This is a genomic window from Serratia sp. EWG9 (assembly GCF_019913725.1).
Taxonomy (GTDB): domain Bacteria; phylum Pseudomonadota; class Gammaproteobacteria; order Enterobacterales; family Enterobacteriaceae; genus Serratia; species Serratia ureilytica.
In genome coordinates this window covers 120,226-143,081 of record NZ_JADNRO010000008.1, presented here as the reverse complement: position 1 = coordinate 143,081, position 22,856 = coordinate 120,226, and the positions used below count along the sequence as shown (strand labels likewise).

Sequence of the window (22,856 nt, the reverse complement as noted above, 5' to 3'; positions counted from 1 at the left end):
GATACGTACCGGCTCAAAAACGGGTGCAATACCAGCGGCTCAGCGTCGCCCACTGCCGTTGCGGAGTTTGTACTCTGACCGTCAATCGGCGGCAATCAGCATCCGCGCCGTCGAACGCCGTCTCGCGTCGCCAGCCTTCCGGCAGCGGTTCGGCATCGAGCCGACCGGTGACGGCGAACGCCTCCAACTGCTGATGCGCCATCACCCAGGCTTGCCGGTAGTGCCACTGGCGCTGGAACGACTGCAACAGCACCTGATGATACTGTAACAAGCCCAGCAGCGACACCGAGAACAACAATGCCGCCACCAACACTTCCGGCAGGCTGAAGCCGTTGCGGGATAACCGCCCTGCGCGAGCGTTAACCCTCACAGTCGGCCGGCCTTTTCTCGGGGCAAAAATCCAGCCGGCCGCCCGGCTGCGCTTGCACCCTGCCGACCGATTCCGCACCGTCAAACGCGCCCCATTGATACAGCCAAAGCGGCTCACCGCCGCGCATCTCCCCAAGGCCGCGTACCGTCACGACGCCCGCTCTGGCAGACAGCCGGGCGCAGGCCGTCAGTTCCGCGCGCTGCCTGCATAACCAGGCCGCCGCACTCAGCTCGGCGCGCGGCCAATGCTGGAGCATGCCCCAACTCAGCGCCGAAGCGGCCTGATTGTAAGCCTGGAGGTAGCGCTGCTGATCGGCGGCCAGTAACAGCGCGTTATCCAATTGCCGGTGCTGGGCATTGAGCAACATCAACCCCAACGCCAACAGCAACATTACCGCCGCCAAAGTACTGCCGCCTCGCTGGCTCCACCGGTTCATGGCAACGCCGCCATTTCGACGTTCCCGCTCAGGCTGCGCCTGATACGCGCATCGCCGACAGAGCGCCCCGCCAGAGTCAAACGGGCCAGCGCACCGCCATGCTCCCCGCGCTCTATCGCCACATGAAACCGCTCAATGCGCACTTCGTCACGATCGAGCAGCCGCTCCCAGCCGCCGCCGTCGCATTGGCTTACTCCGCGCTGCCCTTCCAAGCCGCCATTGCGCAGCCGATAACCGAAATAACCTGCATCCTCGCCCGAGGTGAGCCATTGCCCGCTGCGGGTGATGTCGTAAGCGACGATAACGCAGCTGCCCGCCGCTTCTCCCGCCGCCTGGCCGATCAGCAGCGGGCGGCCGGCGCACTGCCCGGCACAGAAACCGGCGCGGCGCAGGTCTTTCTCGATACCGAACGCCAGTTGCCGCAGCGTTGACTCCAGCCGAAAATGCTGGCCGACGGCCACGTTTTGCTGGCGCAACAGCGGGTAGGTTTTCGCGGCGCCGAGCGCGATCACGCTGCCGAACACCAGCGCCAACATCACCTCCGGCAAGGTAAAACCGCGTTCGACAGTCAGCATGGCGCGATCCCCCTTATCCGGAGCCCTTCGCTGCACAAACGCAGCCGCCCTCGGGCGGACAGCACCAGCCGCAGGCCGCCTGACTCGTTGCTGAGCAGGATGTGCCCCGCCTGCGCGGTATTGCGCAAGCCGTAAAACCCGATCTCTTTGTCGGTGTAGCCGCTCAAAACGACATCGCGGTAAGACGGTGAGAAAACGGAACCCTCGGCGGAAGCGCAATCCGGCGGCGGCACACCGCCGCCCAGGCACCAGGGCGTGCCGTTCTTGAACCACAGCAGCGTCGTGCGGTTGCGCCAGTTGGCGTCCGCCTGCAGCCGCAGTAAAAACGCCAGCAGCTGCTGGGCAGTATGTTCCAGGCGCAACGTTTGCTGATGGTGGCGCCATTGACCGACGCCCCAGCCGGTGAGCATGCCGGCGATCAGGAGCGCCGCCAACAGCTCAATCAGCGTCATGCCACGCTGGCGGTCATCGATGTTCGAGAGCGTATTTTCTTTCATGCGGCCAGTTTAAGGGCCGTAACAAGGCGGTAAAGCCGCATGCGCAAGCCTTGCGGCAAGCTGCGCAATGTTTTCCCTATAGCGACAAATGGCGACAATAAAATGCGGCGCGGCGCGCAATGCGGATAAAAAAAGGGGCGCAATCGCTGCGCCCCTGGTGTGATGCGGTTAAGGTCAGATCGCGACCGGCGCCTTGATGGCCGGGTGCGGATCGTAACCTTCGATCTCGAAGTCTTCGAAACGGTAATCGAACAGCGAAGCCGGCTTGCGTTTGATCACCAGCTTCGGCAACGGACGGAGTTCACGCGTCAACTGCAGCTTCGTCTGTTCCATATGATTACTGTACAGATGGGTATCGCCACCGGTCCAGACGAAGTCGCCGACGTCCAAATCGCACTGCTGCGCCATCATATGCACCAACAGCGCGTAGCTGGCGATGTTGAACGGCAGGCCGAGGAACACGTCGCAGGAACGCTGGTACAGCTGGCAAGAGAGTTTGCCGTCCGCCACGTAGAACTGGAAGAACGCGTGGCACGGCGCCAGCGCCATCTGGTCCAGCTCACCGACGTTCCAGGCGGAAACGATGATGCGGCGCGAATCCGGATCTTGTTTCAGCTGCTGGAGCACGTTGCTCAGTTGATCGATCTGACGACCGTCCGCCGCGCCCCAGGCTCGCCACTGCTTGCCGTACACCGGGCCGAGATCGCCGTTTTCATCGGCCCACTCGTCCCAAATGGTGACCTTGTTGTCACGCAGATAGGCGATGTTGGTATCGCCGTTCAGGAACCACAACAGCTCATGAATGATCGAACGCAGATGACATTTCTTGGTGGTCACCAACGGGAAGCCTTCCTGCAAATTGAAACGCATCTGGTGGCCGAAAATCGACAACGTGCCAGTGCCGGTACGGTCGGCTTTAGGAGTGCCCTCGGCGAGCACCTTGTTCATCAAATCCAGATACTGTTTCATTTGTCCCTCACGACAGTTGTTGCTGCGGGCGACGACGGTACGCCCAAATCATCATAATAACACCGGCCACCACCATCGGGATGGACAGGATCTGCCCCATGCTGATCACGCCGTCGAACAGGCCAAGCTGAGCATCCGGCTGGCGGAACGCTTCAACGATGATGCGGAATGCGCCATAACCGATCAGGAACAGGCCCGATACGGCACCCATCGGCCGCGGCTTGCGGATGAACAGGTTCAGAATGATAAACAGCACCACGCCTTCAAGCAGCAGTTCATACAGCTGGGACGGGTGACGCGGCAGCACGCCGTACTGGTTCAGCAGCGGCAGCAGAGAAGGATCGGCGGCGGCGAGCGCCACGTCTTCGCTGCGCGAGCTTGGGAACAGCATCGCCCAAGGGGTGTCGGTGGTCACGCGGCCCCACAGTTCACCGTTGATGAAGTTGCCGAGGCGGCCGGCGCCCAAACCGAACGGGATCAATGGCGCGATAAAATCGGAAACCTGGAAGAAGGTGCGTTTGGTGCGGCGAGCGAACCAGAACATCACCAGAATCACCCCCATCAATCCGCCGTGGAACGACATGCCGCCATCCCAGACTTTAAACAGATAGAGCGGATTATCCAGGAACAACGGCAGGTTGTAGAACAGCACATAGCCCACGCGGCCGCCGACGAATACGCCCAGGAAACCGGCGTAGAGCAGGTTTTCCACTTCGTCTTTGGTCCAGCCGCTGCCCGGCTTGTTGGCGCGGCGCACCGCCAGCCACATGGCAAAAACGAAGCCGACCAGATACATCAGGCCGTACCAATGCAAAGAAACCGGGCCAATGGAGAAAATGACCGGATCAAATTTAGGAAACGCCAGATAGCTATTGCTCATCTATCACCACAACATGTCTGTTATTTTTCCCCATGCGGGGGCGGCAGGTGCCAAACGTCGGCGCAGGTTGTCACACGCCTTTCAAACGGCAGCGTTGGCCGCTGCGGTTTGCAAGACGACGAACATGCGTCGCGCTGAGGTTGCGCATCATAACATAGGCTTAGCGCGGTCCGGGCCGGCAGCGCGGGAAAAGTTCTGTAAAAAAATCACATCGCGCGGCGATTATCTGCCGCCGCGAATCAACCCGCCCATGCCGCGTCGCTCCATAAACGCCGCCACCAAATGGCGCACTTCCGTGGTCATTTGGGTGTTCAACACTCGGTGCGCCAACACTTCGGCGTCGGCAAGATCGATATGCCGCAGCAGGTATTTGATGCGCGCCACGCTGCGTCCGTTCATGCTCAGATTGCGATAGCCCATGCCCACCAGCAACAGCGCGCCCATCGGATCGCCGGCCAGTTCACCGCACAGGCTAAGCTGCAGCCCGGCCGCTTTCCCCTGTTCGGCGATCAGCTTCAGCACCTGCAGCATCGCGGGATGCAGGCTGTCGTACAGCGAGGCTACCCGCGTGTTGTTGCGATCCACCGCCAGCAGGTACTGGGTCAAATCGTTGGTGCCTACCGAGATGAAGTCGACGCGCCCCGCCAAATGCGGGATCAGGAAAATCATCGACGGCACTTCCAGCATCACGCCGATTTTCGGTTTCGGGATCGCGTAGCCAAGCACCTCTTCCACCTCGCGCCCGGCGCGGTCAATCAAGCGCTTGGCCTCATCGACCTCTTCCAGGCTGGTGACCATCGGCAGCAAAATGCCCAGGTTGCCGGTGCCGGCATTGGCGCGCAGCATGGCGCGCACCTGTATCAAAAAAATCTCCGGCTGGTCCAGAGTGATGCGAATGCCGCGCCAGCCCAGGCAGGGATTTTCTTCGCTGATCGGCATGTAGGGCAGTTGCTTGTCGGCGCCGATGTCCAGCGTGCGCAGCGTGACCGGTTTGTTGGGATAAAGCTGCAGCATGCCTTGATACTGCGCGACCTGTTCTTCTTCAGAAGGGAAACCGCTTTGCAACATGAACGGAATTTCAGTGCGGTACAACCCCACGCCGTCCACCCGGCCGCCCAACAGCTGTTCATGTTCCGGGCTGAGGCCGGCATTCAGCATCACCTGAACGCGTTCGCCGCTTTTCAACTGCGCCGGTTGTTCGACGTCGTCTTCCGCCAGCTTGCTCAGTTCCTGTTCTTCGCTGATCAGCCGTTGGTATTCCTGCACCAGCACCGGCTCAGGATCGACCAGCAGTTCGCCGCGATACCCATCAACGATCAGCAGCCGCTGGCTGAGCAGAGAAGGCTGGATGTCGGCGCCCATCACCGTCGGCACCCCCATCGCCCGCACCAAAATCGCCGCATGCGAATTGGCGGCGCCGTCGCGCACGACCACGCCAACCAGGCGATCCTGCGGCACTTCGGCCAGCAATGTCGCGGTCAGTTCATCCGCCACCAGCACAAAACGCGCCGGCCACTGGGTGGCGCCCTGAGTGGTGTCGTCGAGGTGGAACAGCAGGCGCTGGCCCAGCGCGCGCAGGTCGCTGCCGCGCTCGCGCATATAGGTGTCCTGCAGTTTGGCGAACTGTTCGGCAAAGGCTTCTATCACCTGCTTCACCGCCCATTCCGCCACCGAGCCGTTGTCAATTTCGGCGAACAATTCGCGCTTGAGGCGGGCGTCGTTTAGCAGGTGAGAATAAAGATCGAAGATCGCCGCGCTCTCTTTTTGCGAGCTGGCGGCAAAACGCTTGCTGAAGCGGCGAAATTCCGCGCCGGCCTCTTCCAACGCCAACGTCAGGCGCTCGCGCTCTCTGGCGGTGTCCAGCGTCGACGCGCGGTAAACCTGATCGAGCGAAGGCTGGCTGCTGTCCTGCCACCCTTCCGCCACCGCTACGCCGGGCGAGGCCGCCAGCGCGCGCACGCGCGTTTGGCGATACTGGCCGAAAATGGCATTAAGCTGCGACTGTGAAAGGATCCCGGCCATCTGCGTGGCCAGGGTGACCATGAACGACTCTTCGCTTTCGTCGAACTGGCGCAGCTCGCGCTGCTGCACCACCAACACCCCCAACAGCTGGCGCCGGTGAATGATCGGTACCCCGAGGAAGGATCGGAAACGATCCTCTTTGACCTGCGGAACGTACTTGAAGCTGGGATGGCTTTGGGCATCGGCCAGGTTGATGGGTTCGGCCCGGCGGCCGACCAACCCGACGACACCTTCGTCAAACGCCAATGCGATAGTGCGCCCGCGCGGCTTTTTCAGCCCGCGCGTGGCCATCAAGTAGTAACAGCGGCGATCGTTGTCCGCCAGGTAAATGGAGCACACTTCGGTGTCCATCGCCAGACAGGTTTCATTGACCAGCAGATCCAGCGCATCCGTCAGACTGGCCGCCGCGGCCACCTTCTCTACAATTTCTCGCAAGCGCGTGAGCATAGTCGGCTTAACTTAACCTCTCTTTCGGCGATAAGCGGGGGCCTGCCGCGGCGCCGCCTGCTCTTGCATCGGCATCACGGTCACGGCGAATTCTTTCATCACCCGGCGGTAGACGTCGCGTTTAAACGACACCACCTGGCGCACCGGATACCAGAAGCTCACCCAGCGCCAACCGTCGAACTCCGGTGTGCTGCTGCGCTGCATGTTGATATCAGCGTCATTGCACAGTAGCTGCAACAAAAACCATTTTTGCTTTTGGCCGATACAAACCGGCTTTGTGTCCCAACGCACCAAACGTTTCGGCAATTTATAGCGCAACCAGTTGCGGGTCGAAGCCAGGATGCGCACATCCTTTTTACTCAGCCCCACTTCTTCGAACAGCTCACGGTACATCGCCTGCTCCGCAGTTTCGCCAGGGTTAATCCCACCTTGGGGAAACTGCCAGGAGTGCTGACCGTAACGGCGGGCCCATAAGACCTGCCCCTGACGATTACAGATTACGATACCAACATTCGGGCGGTAGCCATCATCATCGATCACCGGACTACCTCGATAAGCTTAAATTCGCATAGATGTCCTGATTGTTTCACACAAGCTACAGGCGGTAAACCACTGCTTTACGGCGCTGCGGGCCGGATAACATTGGGATAACTCACAGATATAGGCAAAGTTATAAACATGCATCGGCATTTCAGACCGGTTTTATTCACTTTTTCTGTGGATAGGTGTGTGTAGAACTCGAGGGATAAGCCGGTAAAACTCTCGTCCCCGAAAATCCCCCCTCACACAGATAAAACAATATTATTCATAAAAACATATAATTAACCAATATTCCACAGTTATGTACAGGGCAAAAATGTGATCTATGCACGGTAAGGATCTTACCCTGGCGAAAGATCCACCAACGCCGTTTTTATCCACAGATTATCCGGGCAAGTTACGCACAAAACGGACAAATTCGTAAAAAACCGCCCGAGTCAAGGCTGTAAATTGAACCAGTGATCGGTAAAAATTTGGGTTATCCCATAAATCTGTGGATAAATAGGTGTAAGATCCTGTTTATTGTCGGTGGCTTCAGGTGAACAAGCCTCGCGGGTGCATTGTCGCCCGCGCAAGGAAAGAAAAAAAGTCATGTAAAATCATGCTACTATTATTCTTTTCCCCAGGCGACTGGGGTTACCGTTTCCCGTGTATCTTTGCAGTACGTTTTTCAACCAAATTCGATAGGCTTGATTTATGGCGTTTTTATCCCCTCTGCCGCCCCCGCCGGAAAATGAACGGCAGCTGTTCGAGCGCGCTCAGGCGCTGGCCGGCTTCAGTTTTGGTGAACTGGCCGCCCGCGCGCAGTTGCCGATCCCCAAGGATCTGAAACGCGATAAAGGCTGGGTGGGCATGCTGCTGGAGCTGTACCTCGGCGCCATGGCCGGCAGCAAACCGGAACAGGATTTTCCTGAGCTGGGCATTGAGCTGAAAACCATTCCTGTCGACGCCGCCGGCAAACCGCTGGAGACCACTTTCGTCTGCGTGGCCCCGCTCACCGGCAACAGCGGCGTCACCTGGGCCAGCAGCCACGTTCGCCACAAGCTGGCGCGCGTGTTGTGGATACCGGTAGAGGGCGAACGGCAAATCCCGCTGGCGCAGCGCCGCGTCGGTTCGCCGCTGCTGTGGAGCCCGAGCGCTGCAGAAGAAGAGATGCTGCGCCGCGATTGGGAAGAGCTGATGGATCTGATTGTGCTCGGTCACGTAGAACGCATCACCGCACGCCACGGCGAAGTGCTGCAACTGCGCCCCAAAGCGGCCAACAACAAGGCGCTCACCGAAGCCATCGGCGAACAGGGGCAACCTATCATGACGCTGCCGCGCGGTTTCTATCTGAAAAAGGGTTTTACCGGCGCGCTGCTGGCAAGACATTTCTCAATCTAGGCGATTTCGTTTAACTCTGGTTTAGCTAGCCCTGTCAGCGCCACGATAAACGCGTATAATTCACCCTTTGCATTTATTAAGTATTAAGGTGTGTCGGGCAATGTTCGAATGGATTATGGATCCCAATGCCTGGTTAGCGTTAGGTACGCTAACCATTCTTGAGATCGTACTGGGTATTGATAACATCATTTTTCTGTCGCTGGTGGTGGCGAAGCTGCCCAAAGCGCAACAGAACAAAGCTCGCCGAATGGGCTTGGCCGCCGCCATGCTGATGCGCCTGGCGCTGCTGGCCTCCATCGCCTGGGTGATCCGCTTGACGCACCCGCTGTTCACCGTGCTGGATCACGCCATTTCCGCCCGCGATCTGATCCTGCTGCTCGGTGGATTGTTCCTGATCTGGAAAGCCAGCAAAGAGATCCACGAAACCATCGAAGGCACGGAAGAAGAGCACCACACCAAGGTGCACAGCTTCTTCGGCGCGATCGTACAGATCATGCTGTTGGATATCATCTTCAGCCTGGATTCGGTGATTACCGCCGTAGGCCTTTCCGATCACCTGTTCATCATGATGGCGGCGGTGGTGATTGCCGTCGGCGTGATGATGTTCGCCGCACGGCCGATCGGCGAATTCGTCAATCGCCATCCGTCGGTGAAAATGCTGGCGCTGGCGTTCCTGATCCTGGTGGGCTTCACGCTGATGCTGGAAAGTTTCCAGGTGCACGTGCCGAAAGGCTACATCTACTTCGCCATGTTCTTCTCCATGTCGGTAGAAGCGCTCAATCTGATGCGCAGCAAGAAAAACCGTTCGCCGGAATAACCCTACGCGGAGGCCGCCATCGGCGGCTTCCGCCGTTTCGTTGCCCCCTCATTTCAGTTTTTCTTATCAGATAAAGACTTATCTGAGACGCTCTCTGCCAAGAGTTTGCTAATCTTGAAAGAACATTGTTTTCTGCATAATCGAGGATCCGCAGGATGAAAAAGTGGGTAATGGCAGTGTCTGCGCTGGTTATGGCCGCCGGTTTGGCGGGATGTTCCAGCGACTACGTCATGGCGACCAAAGACGGCAACATGATCCTGACGCAAGGCAAACCGGAGATCGACACAGACACCGGGCTCATCAGTTATAAAGATGAGAAAGGCAATCACCGCCAGATCAACGGCGATCAGGTTTCCCAGGTTATCGAACGCTAATCACCGCTCGCCGGCTATCGCCCGCTCGAGCGCGGTAGCCCTCATTCGTGTCCGCACGGAATCCGCTTCCCCCATCTTCACCGCTTGGTTATAGTCAGGAAAGGCGACATCGCCGCCCGACGGACTTTGCGCCGTCTTCTGAATTGGGCTCCTGTTTCACCGGGCCGCACGGCCCGTCAGCGCTAACAAGAAAGGAAGGCCGTTAATGCAATACCACCGTATTCCACACAGTTCTTTAGAAGTGAGCGTGCTGGGACTGGGCACCATGACCTTTGGCGAACAGAACAGCGAAGCCGACGCCCATGCGCAACTGGACTATGCATTGGCCGCAGGCGTGAACCTGATAGATACCGCCGAACTGTACCCGGTGCCGCCCCGCCCGGAAACTCAGGGCCTGACCGAAAGCTATATCGGCAGTTGGATCAAAGCGCGGGGCAATCGCGAAAAAATCGTCCTGGCCAGCAAAGTCTCAGGCCCGGTGCGCGGCACTGACAGCAGCATCCGCCCGCAGCAGGCGCTCGATCGCAAAAACATCCGCGCCGCTCTGGACGCCAGCCTCAAGCGGCTGAACACCGATTATCTCGATCTTTACCAATTGCACTGGCCGCAGCGCGCCACCAACTGCTTTGGCAAACTCAACTATCAATATACCGATGACAAAGCCACGGTCACGCTACTGGAAACCCTGGAGGCGCTGACCGAGCAGGTGCGCGCCGGTAAAATTCGCTATATCGGGGTCTCCAACGAAACGCCCTGGGGCGTGATGCGCTATCTGCAACTGGCGGAGAAACACGAGCTGCCGCGCATCGTGTCGATTCAAAACCCGTACAGCCTGCTGAACCGCAGCTTTGAGATTGGCCTGGCCGAAATCAGCCAGCACGAAGGGGTAGAACTGCTGGCCTATTCCAGCCTGGCGTTCGGCACGCTGAGCGGTAAATACCTCAACGGCGCTAAACCGGCCGGTGCGCGCAATACGCTGTTCACCCGCTTCAACCGTTATTCAGGGCAGCAAACCCAACGGGCGATCGCCGAATACGTGGCGCTGGCTAAAAAACACGGGCTGGATCCTTCGCAGATGGCGTTGGCCTTCGTGCGTCAGCAGCCGTTCGTCGCCAGCACCCTGCTGGGCGCCACCTCGGTGGAGCAGTTGAAAATCAACCTCGACAGCCTCGACGTGATTCTGGATGAGGACGTGCTACAGGCGCTCGAAGAAATCCACACCCGGTTTACCATTCCGGCGCCTTGATAGCCTGAGGGCGCAGCCTGGCTGCGCCCCGTTTCACCGCCGCTGCGACCACCACAACGCGCTAATCGCCAGCGCAAACACCACGCCAAACCCTACGCCGACGCCCACCACCGGCACGCCCAGCTTCACGACCAAAGAATACAGGCCCAGCATCAGCAACATGGCGACGTTTTCACCCAGGTTTTGCACTGCAATCGCATTGCCGGCGCCGACCGAATGTTTGCCCCGCTCCTGCAGCAACGCATTGAGCGGCACGACGAAGAAGCCCCCCAGCATGCCGATGAGCGCCAGCAAGACGTAGGCATTGAGCATGGTCGTTTGCAGCGCAAACACCGCGACCGCGACGCCGATCAGGATCCCGGCCGGCATACAGCGTTTCACCGTTTTAAGCGTGACGAAGCGCGCGGCGGCACCCGCGCCCACCACGATGCCGACGGCCACCATGGCGTTCAGCAGCGTTGGCGTGGCGTTATCGGCGATGCCGAGCGCCACCGGCACCCACAGCACCAGCAGAAAACGCAGCGTCACGCCGGCCCCCCAAAACAGGCTGGTGCCAATCAATGAGAAACGCGTCTGTCCATCGCGCCACAGCGTAACGCAGGCAGCAAAGAAGCTGTGCGTCATGGCCTGCGGACGCCACGAAGCGCCAGGACGCGCCGCCGCCAAACGCGGAATATACAGGTTGGCGACCACCGCTCCCGCGTAAACCAACGCGCAGGCCGCCAGCGCCGCCGCCACGTGCCAGTCCGCCAGAATACCACCGGCCACCGAACCGGTCAGAATGGCCGCAATGGTCGAAGCCTCGATCAGGCCGTTAGCCTTGACCAGTTTCTCGCCGCTGGTGATCTCGCCCAGAATGCCGTATTTAGCCGGTGAATACGCGGCGGCTCCCACGCCGACCAGGCTGTAACCCAGAAACGGATTACCCCCAAAACAGATCACCAATGCCCCCGCCAATTTCAGGGCGTTGGCGAACATCATCACCCGCCCTTTGGCAAAGCTGTCGGCGATCTGGCCGACGAACGGAGCCAGAATGATATAGGTGGCGACAAAGGCCATCTGCAGGATCGGCTGGCTCCAGTCCGGATACAGCTGCTGCTTGATCAACGCCAGCGTGGCGAACAGCAACGCATTGTCGCCGAACGCCGAAAGGAACTGCGCGCTGATCACCGCAATCATGCCGCGTGACAACAAAGGGGATTCGGTCGAAGGATTCATCAGGCACTCTCCGGCTGTTCGGCCATATGACGCAGGGTGACGAAATCAGGTTTGCCGCTGCCGAGCACCGGCAGCGTTTTCAACAGACGAATATCGCGCGGCACCGCCAGCTCCGGGCTGCCCAGTTCGCGCGCCACCCGCAGCAATGCCTCGCGGGTAATGGCGGGATCGGTGGTAAACAGCACCAACGCCTCGCCTTTGCTGCTGTCGCTTTTGACCGTGGCGGCATGCAGTTTATCCGGCGACAGCCGTTGCGCCAGCAATTCGACGCTCTCCAGCGACACCATCTCGCCCGCGAGCTTGGCGAAGCGCTTCACGCGCCCGCGAATGGTGCAGTAACCCTGCTCATCCAGGCTGACGATATCGCCGGTGTCATACCAGCCCGGCTGCAGCACGCCGTTCGCATCTTCCGCCGCCGGCGGCTCCAGTTCGCCGGGGCGTTCAACCCGCAGATAGCCTTTCATGATATTCGGCCCCTTCAGCTGCAGACGGCCGCCGTTATCAATACCCGGCACCGCGATCAGACGCGCCTCCATCTGCGGCATGATACGGCCGACGGTGCCCACCTTGGTCGCCAACGGCACGTTGATCGAGACCACCGGCGCGCACTCGGTCACGCCATAGCCTTCCAGAATGCGGATGCCGTATTTGTCCTGATAGATCTGTTTGGTGCTGTCCGCCAGTTTCTCCGCGCCGGCCACGACATAGCGCAGGCGGGCAAAATCATACGGATGCGCGAAGCGCGCATAGTTGTTAAGGAAGGTCGCCGTGCCGAACAGCACCGTGCAGTTACGGTCATACACCAGCTCCGGCACCACGCGATAGTGCAGCGGGCTGGGGTAGAGGAAAATGCGGCTGCCGGTGATCAGCGGCGTAAGCAGCCCCACCGTCAGGCCGAACGAGTGGAACAGCGGCAGCGACGACATGAAGCGGTCGCGCGGCGTGAAATCGGCGATGGTGCGGATTTGTTCTACGTTGGCCAGCAGGCTGGCGTGCGAATGCACCACGCCCTTGGGATGGCCTTCGGATCCGGACGTGAACAGGATCAGCGCCGGGTCCTCCGGACGTTGCGGCAACGCCGCGCGCTGCGGCTGCAGCAAGTGACGCAGGATCCACAGCTTATCCGCCAGCGTGACCGTCTCTTTCAGATCTTCCAGATACACCCAGTTAGCCTGCGGCACCTGTTCCGGCAGGTGGGTCAGCTTGCCTTTCTCCAGAAACTGGCGCGAGGTGACGATGGTCTTGATGCCGGCGGCCGTCATAGCGCTGTTCAGGCCGTTGGCGCCTGCGGTGTAGTTGAGCATCGCCGGGATGCGATTGCGCAGCGAAGCGCCGAAGATCGCCGCCGCGGTAATGGTGGCGTTGGGCAACAGCAGCCCAACGTGCTCCCCCTCGGCGGTAAAGCGCTGCAGAATGCGGCTGACGCCCAGCGATTTCTTGACTAGCGTCTGGTAACTGTCTTCTTTGAAAGCGATGTCTTCGATGCAAGGCTTGCGGCGCCCATAGCGGTGCTGCGCCGCCAGCAAAGCATGGAACAGCGTTTGCGGCTCGCGCGTCTCCATGCGCGCCCACATCATGATCTGCATCAGCCGATCGCCCGCCAGCGCCCGGCGTTCACGCGCGCGCGGCGCTTCCGGCATCGGCAGCGTGGTCGGCGGCAAGATGCGGATGCTGATTTGCGGGAACCAGCGGATCTTGAACACCCCGGCCATGCGGCCAAACGGGCTGAACTCCGGGCCATCGATCCGCACCGGCACCACGGTCGCGCCCGATTTGGCGGCGATAAACGCCGCTCCGTCGTAAATTTTCATCAGCGCGCCGGTCACGGTGATGCGCCCTTCAGGGAACACCACGATCGGCCGTCCCTGCTCGACCATGCGCACCAGTTGCTTGATGGCCATCGGCTTGGTGGGATCGAGCGAGACAAAATCGATGTAAGGCCGCAGCCAGCGCATAAACCAGCTCTCGCCGATACTGGCATAGACCGCAAACACCGGTTTTATCGGCAGGAACAGCGCCAGCAGTACGCCGTCGAGGAAAGAGACGTGGTTCGGCGTAATCAGTAATTTTTGCCGTTCGAAGTGCTGGACGTCCCCTTCGACCCGTACCCGAAACAACAGGCGAAACAGCGCGCGCAGCAGTGAAAAGATCATGCCCTTCTCCCTTGGCCATGGAGGCGTAAATCGTTGTAGGGAAAAGAATACTATATGGCAGGCAAAAAAAAACCTACGCATCCGCGTAGGTTGGTGCAATTGAAAATGGCTTCAGCATGCAAGGCACGCTGATTTCTCACCAATCAATACCTCTGGGATCACCTACTCTAGAGAGATGGCGTGCAGGAAACTACCGGCGAATCGCAAGAGTTCTGCTCCAAATGCAACCAGCTGTAAATTTCCCACGATCTGCTGTAATAACTCAATGAAACTTAAACCTTCCCGCAGCGACGAAAATAAATATAACAACGACGAGCCAGTGACCCAGACGTGACATCTTCGCTCATCGTGCGCTGACCTCGACCAGGCAGCTCATGGCGTTCGGCCCCTGCGTCAGCGGCGAGGTGCCGATATCCAGCGTCAGCACGTTCGGGTTGCCCGCCTGCTCGACCGGCCGGCGCTGCGCGTCGAAACCCGGCTCGAACCAGGCACCGGTCGCCATCAGCACCACGCCGCGCGTCACGCCATCGGTGAGCGACACCCCCGCCAGACAGCTGCCGCGCGCGTTGCTGACCAGCACTTCGGCGCCGTCCGCCACACCGCGCGGCGCCGCATCGTCCGGATGCATGTACAAGGTTTCTCGCCCGGCGGTCTTGTTGCCCTGCGCCAGCGGCGCCGGATCCATCTGGCTATGCAGGCGATCGCTCGGCTGAATGGAGATCAGGTGCAGCGGCCAGTTTTTGGCCTGCGGCGCGCCCAGCCACTCCACCGGCGGCCGCCACTGCGGATGCGGAGCGAAATCTTCGTAGCGATAGCCGGCGATCCGCTCGCTGAACAGCTCTATCTTGCCGCTGGGCGTTTGCAGCGGGTTAGCCTGCGGATCGGCGCGGAATGCGTCAAAAAATACGAACTCTTTAGCCGGCGCGGGCAGCTCGACATAGCCCCGTTGCCAGAAGGCCTCAAACTCGGGCCAGGCGACGCCGGCGCGCTGCTGCGCTGTGCCGCATTGCCGGTAGATAGCTTCGATCCAGGCCCGCTCGTCGCGATTCTCGGTAAAGCGCTCACGATAGCCGAGACGCTCCGCCAGATCGGCGAAGATATCGAAATCGTTGCGCGCCTGATGCTGCGGCGCAATGGCCTGATGCATCGCCAACACGTAGCGATCGCGCGACGAGCCGCCGATATCGTTACGCTCCAGCGAACTGGTGACCGGCAACACGATGTCCGCCATTTTGGCCGCCGCCGTCCACCAGATATCTTGAACGATCACCGTGTCCGGCTTCTGCCAGCCCTCCACCAGCCGATTCAACTGCTGATGATGATGGAACGGGTTGCCGCCGGCCCAGTGCACCAAATGGATATCCGGATAATGCTGCGTCTCACCGCAAAATTGATAGGCCTCACCGGGGTGCAACAGCATGTCGCAGATGCGCGCCACCGGGATCGCCAGCCCGGCCGGATTTTCGCCTACCGGCATGGTCGGCGCAGGCGTATCCACGCGCGGATTGCCGACGCCGTTCATCGAACCGTGGCCGAACGAGAAACCGCCGCCCGGCAGCCCCACCTGGCCCAGCATCGCCGACAGCGCGATCATCATCCAATACGGTTGCTCCCCCCGATGCGCGCGTTGCACGGAGTAGGAACAGGTGATGAAACTGCGCACGCCGATCAGTTGCCGCGCCAGCAGCGCGATGCGCGCCGCCGGAATGCCGGTAATTGCGCTGGCCCAAACGGGGGTTTTCGCCACGCCGTCACCGGCGCCGTTCAGGTAATCCGCCAGCTGTTGATAGCCCACGCAGTGGCTGTGCAGGAAGGCTTCATCCTGCGCGTCCAGCCGCTGGATTTCGTAAGCCAGCGCCAGCATCAGCGCCACGTCGGTATTCGGCCGGATCGGGATCCATTCCGCGTTGACGAACTCGGGACAATCATCGCGCATCGGGCTGATGTTGACAACCGGCGTGCCCTTGCGCGCCAGCTTTTGCAGCCAGGGCTTGAGCGCATGTTCCGCCGCGCCGCCGGAAGAGACCTGAGCGTTTTTCAGCGCCAACCCGCCAAACGCCACAAACAGCTCGCAATGCTCCACCACGCTCGGCCAACTGGTGACGCGCCCGGTCAAGGGCGAAAAAGTGCCGATCACATACGGCAGAAAGAACTGCGCCGCACCCCAGCTGTAGTTGCCCTGCTGATCGACGCCGCCGCCGCCGCTGAAGTAGAACCGCCGCACCAGCGAGCGGGCATGGTGCAGCCGCCCGGCCGACGACCAGCCATAAGAGCCGGTAAACAACCCGGAGGCGCCGTAACGCTCGCGCACCCGGCGATTCTCTTGCGCCACCAAATCGAGCGCCAATTCCCAGTCCACCTCGACGAAATCTTCCCTGCCGCGCAGCGTCCGGTCGCTGCCCTCGCGCTTTTGCAGCCACGAGCGGCGCACCGCCGGCTTGCAGATGCGTTTATCGGAGTAGACCATCGGGACGATGGAATCGAGCAGCGGCGAAGGGTCAGGATCGTCGACGAAGGGTTCACAACGGATAAGCCGGCCGTCTTCAACCACGGCGGTATAAGCGCCCCAATGGGCGAGCTGCGGATAGCGTTTAATGGACATGGCGTTCTCGGCGCAAATCGGAATGCACAGACGTTACCTCAGCCCGTCGCCAGTGCCAACGTACAAATTGCGCTATCGTTCGGTAGCAGTCGGTTATGCGTACAGACTCGAAGAGATTCTGCAACCGCCGCCACAAGTTGCGCACGAGACCGCTTGCAGCCCCGGTTTTTTTCCGCAAAACTGGGGGATGTAAGCGATTACCCAGGATGTGTTGACTGATATGGCTACGATAAAGGATGTTGCCAGGCTGGCGGGTGTTTCCGTGGCCACGGTATCCCGCGTGATAAACAATTCCCCCAAGGCCAGCGAAGGGTCGCGCACCGCGGTGCAGGCCGCCATGGAACAGCTGCAGTATCACCCTAACGCCAACGCACGAGCGCTGGCGCAGCAATCCACCGAGACGCTGGGGCTGATCGTCTCCGACGTTTCCGATCCCTTCTTCGGCGCGATGGTCAAGGCGGTCGAGCAGGTGGCCTACGCCACCCACAATTTTCTGCTGATTGGCAACGGTTACCACGACGCCGAAAAAGAGCGTCAGGCGATTGAACAGCTGGTGCGGCACCGCTGCGAAGCGCTGGTGGTGCACGCCAAAAGGCTGAGCGATCAGGAACTTTGCGGCTGGATGCAACAGATCCCGGGCATGGTGCTCATCAATCGCACGCTGCCGGGGTTTGAAACGCGCTGCGTGGCGCTCGACGATCGCTACGGCGCCTGGCTGGCGACCCGACATCTGATCCAGCAAGGGCATCAGCGCATCGCCATCATCTGCTCCACCCACCAGATTTCCGACGCCACCGATCGTCTGCAAGGCTATCTCGACGCGCTGCAGGAACACGGCATTGCGGTGGATGAAAAGCTGATCGCCTACGGCGAACCGGACGAGATCGGCGGCGAACAGGCGATGACCGAATTGCTCGGCCGCGGCCGTTCGTTCTCCGCCATTACCTGCTACAACGATCCGATGGCCGCCGGCGCGCTGTCGGTGCTGAGCGATAACAGCGTCGACGTACCGGGAGAAATTTCGCTGATCGGTTTCGACGACGTGTTGATTTCGCGCTACCTGCGCCCACGCCTGACCACCATTCGCTACCCTATCGTGGCGATGGCCACCCAGGCGGCGGAGCTGGCGCTGGCGCTGGCCAACCGGCAACCGCTGCCGGAAATCACCAACATGTTCAGCCCAACGCTGGTGCGCCGCCACTCGGTCGCCACCCTCAACAACGCGCACGAACAGCCGTAATCATGCCGCCGCATGGGTGAGCCGTCACCCATGCGCTCAGATTGCGCAGCCCGCCGCATTTCTCACTTTTGGATTTTTTCCGCTCCCTGCATTCGTGCAGATTGTTGGCACAATAACCTTTACGCTATATAGCATAAACACTATATTCGAAGCGCATCATGTGGCAAGTGGTGACCGTCGAACGATTCGACGACTGGTTTTTGGCGCTGAACAACGCCCAGCAAACAAGCATCCTGGCGGCGATCTTCAAATTACAGACGTTCGGCCCGCAGTTGGCGCGGCCGCACGCCGATACGCTGCATTTTTCCGAAGCGGCCCGGCAGTTGAAGGAGTTGCGCGTTCAACATCGCGGGCGCCCTTTCAGGGTGTTTTTCGCCTTTGCCCCACAGCGGCAAGCAGTATTGCTGTGCGGTGGCGATAAAACCGGCGACAAACGCTTTTACCAGCGCATGTTGCCCATCGCTGCCATGGAATTTTCACATTATCTGGCAACCCGGAGGTAGTGCAGATGGCCAAACCGTTATCCCAACTGATCGACAAGCTCGATCCCGCCGTCGTTGCCGCAGCCAGGCAAAAGGCGGACAAGGAAATTTTCGAACTGCGGCTGGCAATGCTGAGGGAAGAGCTGGCGGTCTCTCAGGTTGAATTGGCGAAGCGGCTCGGTATCAGCCAACCCTCCGTCGCCAATTTGGAAAAGCGCGGCAGCGAAATAAAGCTGTCGTCGCTCAAACGCTATATCGAGGCGATGGGCGGCACGCTATCGCTGGATGTGCAATTGCCCAATGGCCAGCACCGCCGCATGACGCTGTAAAGCGGGCGCAAAGCGCCCGCCCGCTTATCAGATAAGTTCCAGCGCGATCAGTTCTTCGATGGTTTGGCGGCGGCGGATCAAACGCGGCTCGCCGTTTTCGAACAGCACTTCAGGCAACAGCGGACGGCTGTTGTAGTTGGAGGACATCGATGCGCCGTAGGCGCCGGTATCGTGAAACACCAGATAATCGCCGATCTGCACCGGCGGCAGCTCGCGGGTTTCCACGCCGCCGCCCGCCTGCTGGGTGAAGACATCGCCGGATTCGCACAGCGGCCCGGCGATCACCGTGCCGCGCAGCGGTTGTTCCGAGGTGTCGCGCCCATCGGCCGGCAACAGCGAAATATGGTGATAGCTGCCGTACATCGCCGGGCGCATCAGATCGTTAAAACCGGCATCCACCAGCACAAAGTGGCGGCTCCCCATGTCTTTTACCGCCCGCACCTCGGCCACCAATACGCCCGCCTCCGCCATCAGGAAACGTCCGGGTTCAATCTCCAACTGCACCGGGTGCCCCAGATGCGCGGCGATGCGCTCACGCGCCCGGTTCCACAAACCGAAATAGTGTTCGGTATCGATCGCCTCTTCGCCGTACTGATACGGGATAGACAGGCCGCCGCCGGCGGAAATGGCGCTGATGTCATGACCGAGATCGATCACCTGCTGCACCATCGCATCGCAGACGCGCTCAAGATGCTGGTAATCGACGCCGGAGCCGATATGCATATGCACGCCGATCAGCCTCAGGCCGTAGCGGCGGATCTTCTCCACCGCCTGCGGCAGGTCGGCATACCAGATGCCGTGCTTGCTGTTCTCGCCGCCGGTGTTGGTTTTCTGGCTGTGGCCATGGCCAAACCCCGGATTAATGCGCAGCCACACCGGATGCCCCGCGGAAGCCTGGCCGAGCTGATCCAGCATATCGATGGAACCGGCGTTGACCGGGATCTTCAATGCGCTGACGCGCGCCAGCGTCGCATGATCCAATACGTCCGCGGTAAACACGATATCGCTCGGCTCACCGCCCGGCTGAAAACCGGCCTGCAACGCCCGCTCGATTTCGCCGAGCGACACCGAATCCACTTTCACGCCCTGCTCGCGCATCAGGCGCAAAATATGAATGTTCGAACAGGCTTTCTGCGCGAAACGGATAGTGTCGAAGTGGCGCAGCTGAGCGATGCGCTGGCTGATGATGTCGGCATCATAAGCCCAGACCGGGCAACCGAAGCGCTGCGGCAAGGCCAGCAGGTTAGCGGCGTTCAACGCGATGGAGGTGTCGTGCAACGGGCGTGGCATGGCGATATTCCCAATTCGAAAGTAACGGCAGATAAGGCCATAGTGCCGCACGCTGAATCGGGTGGAAAATATCTATTTAGCCGTAGTCTATTCATTTATGATATAGCTTTCTCTACAGTCGAGCAGCCTCGTCATGCACAGCATCTCTTTGCGGCAGATAGAAATCTTTCGGGCGGTGATGACCACCGGCAACCTGACCGAGGCGGCGGCCCTGCTGCAAACCTCGCAACCCACCGTCAGCCGTGAGCTGGCGCGCTTTGAGAAGCTGATTCGGCTGCAGCTGTTCGATCGGGTTCGCGGGCGCTTGTCCCCCACGGTGCAGGGCCTACGGCTGTTCGAAGAGGTGCAACGCTCCTATTATGGCCTCGATCGCATCGTCAACGCCGCCGCCGGCATTCGCCAGTTTCAGCAGGCGCAGCTGTCGATCGTGTGCCTGCCGGTATTTTCCCAATCGCTGCTGCCGGCGGTGTGCCGGCCCTTTATCGAACGTTACCCGGAAGTCAGCTTCAGCGTGATCCCGCAAGAATCGCCGCTGCTGGAAGAGTGGCTGTCGGCCCAGCGCCACGATCTGGGGCTGACGGAAACCACCCTGACGCCGGCGGGCACCGAGCGGGTAACGCTGATGACGTTGAATGAGGTCTGCGTGCTGCCGGCGGGCCATCCTTTGCTGGCGAAAGGCCAACTGACGCCGCAGGATTTCGCCGGGCAAAACTTTATCAGCCTGTCGAGCACCGACAGCTATCGCCACTTGCTCGATGCGCTGTTCGCCGAGCAGGGCGTCGAGCGCCGCATGGTGATGGAAACGCACAGCGCGGCGTCGGTGTGCGCCATGGTGAGAGCCGGCGTGGGGGTCTCGATCGTCAACCCGCTGACGGCGCTCGACTATGCCGGCAGCGGCGTGCACGTGCGGCCATTCAGCATCGACGTGCCGTTCACCGTCAGCCTGATACGGCCGCTGCACCGCCCTTCATCGGCGCTGGTGGCGGCCTTTATCGACCATCTGCATCAACAGGCGGCACTGTTCTCCGCCCGCCTAGCCGCCGCCGTCAAACGATGAAAACGGCGTGGGAATGTTGCCGCAGCCTTAGCGCAGCGTCGCCTGCCACTGCGGATCGCTGGCGAACCATTCCACCAGAAAGTCCAGCATGGTGCGCAAGGTGGCGGGCATTTGTCGGCGTGAGGTGTAGATGCCGTAGATGCCCATCGATTGCGGCCGGTAACCCGGCAGCAGCTCCACCAGTTCGCCGCTGGCCAACAGCGGCGCCGCCGAATAGTAGGGCTGCAGGGAAATGCCCGCCCCCTGCACCGTACCGGCCATCAGCACCACCGATTCGTTGGCGCTCAGGTTGCCGCTGACCGCCACCGCCGATTTCACCCCCTGAGCGTCGAAATGCCACAGGCTTTTGCCGAAATAGGAATAAGTCAGGCAGTTGTGCAACGCCAGATCCTGCGGCTGGCGCGGCGTGCCGTGCGCCGCCAGATAAGCGGGCGCGGCGCACACCACCGACGCGCAGGTGGACAGCGGCCGGGCGATCAGGTTGGGATCCAGCTCATTGGTGATGCGCAGCGCCAGATCGATGCGCTCTTCCACCAGGTTCACCGCCCGGTTGTTCATCTGCAGATCGACCGCCACCTGCGGATGACGCTTCAGATACTGGGCGACGGCCCCCACCAGCGCCGTTTGTCCGAGCGATTGCGAACAGGTGATGCGCAGCAGGCCGCGCAGTTCGTCGCTCTGCCCTTCCTCCACCAGATCGATTTCCCCCGCCAGCGCCAACATTTGTCGGCAGCGCTCCAAAGTACGCTCACCGGCGTCGGTCAGACTAAGCTTACGGGTAGTGCGGTGCAGTAAACGCGCCCCGGCCCATTGCTCCATCTGGGCCAGGTAGCGAGTGACCATCGCGCGCGACATCTCCAGCGTTTCCGCAGCGGCGATCATGCTGCCGCGATCGACGATGGTGACAAAAACCTCAGCGGCGGTAATGCGATCCATGATTAGTCCGATTTATGCAACGAATAATTGCTTATTATCCGGTTTTTCTATCGCTTTATGCAACCTAACATCATTACAACATTAACCGATACCTAAGGACCTCTGCCCATGTTTAAGAAATCACTGTTAACTCTGGCCTTCACCGGCGTCGCCACCCTGAGCACCTACGCCACCGCTGCCGATACCCTGACCATGGAAGTGTATAACCCGGGCGAGAAAAGCGTGTTCCCGGTGTCTTCCGAAATCATCAGCGGCAAACACGAAGTGGCGCTGATCGACGCACAGTTCCAGCGCAACGATGCCGAAGAGCTGGTGAAAAAGATCAAGGCGACCGGCAAGAAACTGACCACCGTCTACATCAGCCACTCAGATCCGGATTTCTATTTCGGTCTGGACGTGATTAAGGCCGCTTTCCCGGAGGCGAAAATCATCGCTTCGCCTGGCACCATCAAGGACATTAACGCCACCAAAGACGGCAAAATCGCCTACTGGGGCCCAATCCTGAAAGACAACGCGCCGAAAACCGTGATCGTGCCGCAGCCGCTGCAGGGCGACAGCTTCACCATCGACGGTCAAAAAGTGGAAGTGAAAGGCCTGAACGGCCCGACCCCCGATCGCACCTTCGTGTGGATCCCGGCGCTGAAAGCGGTCGTGGGCGGCGTGGCGGTCGCCGGTGACAATATCCATCCGTGGATCGCCGATAACCAGAGCGTAGAATCGCGCCAGCACTGGCAGCAAACGCTGAAAAACATCGAAGCGCTGAAGCCGCAGGTCGTCGTGCCGGGCCACTTCCTGCCGGGTGCCGCACAGACGCTGGCATCGGTGCACTTTACCCAAAAATACCTGACCACGCTGGAAGCCGAACTGCCGAAAGCCAAGGATTCCGCCGCGCTGATTGAAGCGATGAAAAAGCACTACCCGACGCTGAAAGACGAATCGAGCCTGGAACTGAGCGCGAAAGTGCTGAAAGGCGAGATGAAGTGGCCGCAATAA

Annotated in this window: 22 protein-coding genes; 9 read left to right on the top strand and 13 right to left on the bottom strand. The window is 60.2% G+C overall.

From position 1 onward, the window contains the following. Positions 1-13: 13 nt before the first annotated feature. From ITX55_RS18065 to rppH, 8 genes are all read right to left on the bottom strand, one after another. A complete protein-coding gene (locus ITX55_RS18065) occupies positions 14-370 on the bottom strand; it encodes a prepilin-type N-terminal cleavage/methylation domain-containing protein (protein WP_015378915.1) in 357 nt (118 codons plus the stop codon). Further along, entirely contained in the window at positions 360-806 is a 447-nt protein-coding gene (locus tag ITX55_RS18060; RefSeq protein ID WP_182073774.1) for a YgdB family protein, read from the bottom strand. Before ITX55_RS18060 ends, ITX55_RS18065 begins: the two co-directional genes overlap by 11 nt. After that, positions 803-1,381 carry a prepilin peptidase-dependent protein gene (locus ITX55_RS18055; protein WP_223085270.1) on the bottom strand — a complete coding sequence of 193 codons (579 nt, stop codon included), beginning with the start codon at positions 1,379-1,381 and terminating at the stop codon, positions 803-805. Before ITX55_RS18055 ends, ITX55_RS18060 begins: the two co-directional genes overlap by 4 nt. Continuing rightward, a complete protein-coding gene (locus ITX55_RS18050; RefSeq protein WP_072627060.1) occupies positions 1,375-1,878 on the bottom strand; it encodes a prepilin peptidase-dependent protein in 504 nt (167 codons plus the stop codon). The genes ITX55_RS18055 and ITX55_RS18050 overlap by 7 nt, the downstream gene beginning before the upstream one ends. A gap of 174 nt (positions 1,879-2,052) precedes the next feature. Next, positions 2,053-2,847, bottom strand: coding sequence for a thymidylate synthase (gene thyA / locus ITX55_RS18045; protein ID WP_108681854.1), 795 nt, complete (start codon positions 2,845-2,847; stop codon positions 2,053-2,055). Between the two features lie 7 nt (positions 2,848-2,854). Continuing rightward, positions 2,855-3,727, bottom strand: a complete 873-nt coding sequence (gene lgt, locus ITX55_RS18040) for a prolipoprotein diacylglyceryl transferase (protein ID WP_015378920.1) — start codon at positions 3,725-3,727, stop codon at positions 2,855-2,857. Positions 3,728-3,949: 222 nt separating this feature from the next. Further along, entirely contained in the window at positions 3,950-6,196 is a 2,247-nt protein-coding gene (gene ptsP, locus ITX55_RS18035; RefSeq protein ID WP_108681856.1) for a phosphoenolpyruvate--protein phosphotransferase, read from the bottom strand. Between the two features lie 12 nt (positions 6,197-6,208). Continuing rightward, positions 6,209-6,736, bottom strand: coding sequence for an RNA pyrophosphohydrolase (gene rppH / locus ITX55_RS18030; RefSeq protein WP_004931849.1), 528 nt, complete (start codon positions 6,734-6,736; stop codon positions 6,209-6,211). A gap of 696 nt (positions 6,737-7,432) precedes the next feature. Between rppH and mutH the strand changes: the two genes are divergently transcribed. From mutH to ITX55_RS18010, 4 genes are all read left to right on the top strand, one after another. Continuing rightward, entirely contained in the window at positions 7,433-8,119 is a 687-nt protein-coding gene (gene mutH / locus ITX55_RS18025) for a DNA mismatch repair endonuclease MutH (protein WP_033644848.1), read from the top strand. A gap of 100 nt (positions 8,120-8,219) precedes the next feature. Beyond that, a complete protein-coding gene (locus ITX55_RS18020) occupies positions 8,220-8,936 on the top strand; it encodes a TerC family protein (RefSeq protein WP_033644847.1) in 717 nt (238 codons plus the stop codon). Between the two features lie 155 nt (positions 8,937-9,091). Beyond that, positions 9,092-9,310, top strand: a complete 219-nt coding sequence (locus ITX55_RS18015; RefSeq protein ID WP_016929923.1) for a YgdI/YgdR family lipoprotein — start codon at positions 9,092-9,094, stop codon at positions 9,308-9,310. 205 nt (positions 9,311-9,515) lie between these two features. Then, positions 9,516-10,556: an NADP(H)-dependent aldo-keto reductase gene (locus tag ITX55_RS18010; RefSeq protein WP_033644844.1), complete on the top strand. Its 1,041-nt coding sequence runs from the start codon at positions 9,516-9,518 to the stop codon at positions 10,554-10,556. Positions 10,557-10,589: 33 nt separating this feature from the next. Here ITX55_RS18010 and lplT read toward each other — a convergent pair whose 3' ends face one another. From lplT to ITX55_RS17995, 3 genes are all read right to left on the bottom strand, one after another. Continuing rightward, positions 10,590-11,774 carry a lysophospholipid transporter LplT gene (gene lplT, locus ITX55_RS18005; RefSeq protein ID WP_089192195.1) on the bottom strand — a complete coding sequence of 395 codons (1,185 nt, stop codon included), beginning with the start codon at positions 11,772-11,774 and terminating at the stop codon, positions 10,590-10,592. Continuing rightward, entirely contained in the window at positions 11,774-13,927 is a 2,154-nt protein-coding gene (aas, locus tag ITX55_RS18000; RefSeq protein WP_089192196.1) for a bifunctional acyl-ACP--phospholipid O-acyltransferase/long-chain-fatty-acid--ACP ligase, read from the bottom strand. The genes lplT and aas overlap by 1 nt, the downstream gene beginning before the upstream one ends. Positions 13,928-14,270: 343 nt before the next feature. Further along, entirely contained in the window at positions 14,271-16,529 is a 2,259-nt protein-coding gene (locus ITX55_RS17995) for a molybdopterin guanine dinucleotide-containing S/N-oxide reductase (RefSeq protein WP_108681858.1), read from the bottom strand. Between the two features lie 220 nt (positions 16,530-16,749). Here ITX55_RS17995 and galR point away from each other — a divergent pair, with 220 nt between their 5' ends. From galR to ITX55_RS17980, 3 genes are all read left to right on the top strand, one after another. Beyond that, entirely contained in the window at positions 16,750-17,769 is a 1,020-nt protein-coding gene (gene galR, locus ITX55_RS17990) for an HTH-type transcriptional regulator GalR (protein WP_033652132.1), read from the top strand. A 158-nt stretch (positions 17,770-17,927) separates the two neighbouring features. Next, positions 17,928-18,272 (top strand): type II toxin-antitoxin system RelE/ParE family toxin, encoded by a 345-nt coding sequence (locus ITX55_RS17985; protein ID WP_108681862.1) that lies wholly within the window; start codon positions 17,928-17,930, stop codon positions 18,270-18,272. A gap of 5 nt (positions 18,273-18,277) precedes the next feature. Continuing rightward, on the top strand, positions 18,278-18,580 hold the full coding sequence (locus ITX55_RS17980) for a helix-turn-helix domain-containing protein (protein ID WP_025304078.1): 303 nt from the start codon (positions 18,278-18,280) through the stop codon (positions 18,578-18,580). A gap of 27 nt (positions 18,581-18,607) precedes the next feature. Here the strand turns inward: ITX55_RS17980 and lysA are convergent, their stop codons facing one another. Continuing rightward, entirely contained in the window at positions 18,608-19,870 is a 1,263-nt protein-coding gene (gene lysA, locus ITX55_RS17975) for a diaminopimelate decarboxylase (RefSeq protein ID WP_223085267.1), read from the bottom strand. A gap of 133 nt (positions 19,871-20,003) precedes the next feature. Here lysA and ITX55_RS17970 point away from each other — a divergent pair, with 133 nt between their 5' ends. After that, positions 20,004-20,927 carry a LysR family transcriptional regulator gene (locus tag ITX55_RS17970; RefSeq protein WP_089197383.1) on the top strand — a complete coding sequence of 308 codons (924 nt, stop codon included), beginning with the start codon at positions 20,004-20,006 and terminating at the stop codon, positions 20,925-20,927. 27 nt (positions 20,928-20,954) lie between these two features. On the opposite strand, the gene ITX55_RS17965 is transcribed toward ITX55_RS17970, so the two are convergent. Then, positions 20,955-21,863 carry a LysR family transcriptional regulator gene (locus ITX55_RS17965; RefSeq protein ID WP_033644836.1) on the bottom strand — a complete coding sequence of 303 codons (909 nt, stop codon included), beginning with the start codon at positions 21,861-21,863 and terminating at the stop codon, positions 20,955-20,957. 108 nt (positions 21,864-21,971) lie between these two features. Between ITX55_RS17965 and ITX55_RS17960 the strand changes: the two genes are divergently transcribed. Beyond that, on the top strand, positions 21,972-22,856 hold the full coding sequence (locus ITX55_RS17960) for an MBL fold metallo-hydrolase (protein WP_046687735.1): 885 nt from the start codon (positions 21,972-21,974) through the stop codon (positions 22,854-22,856).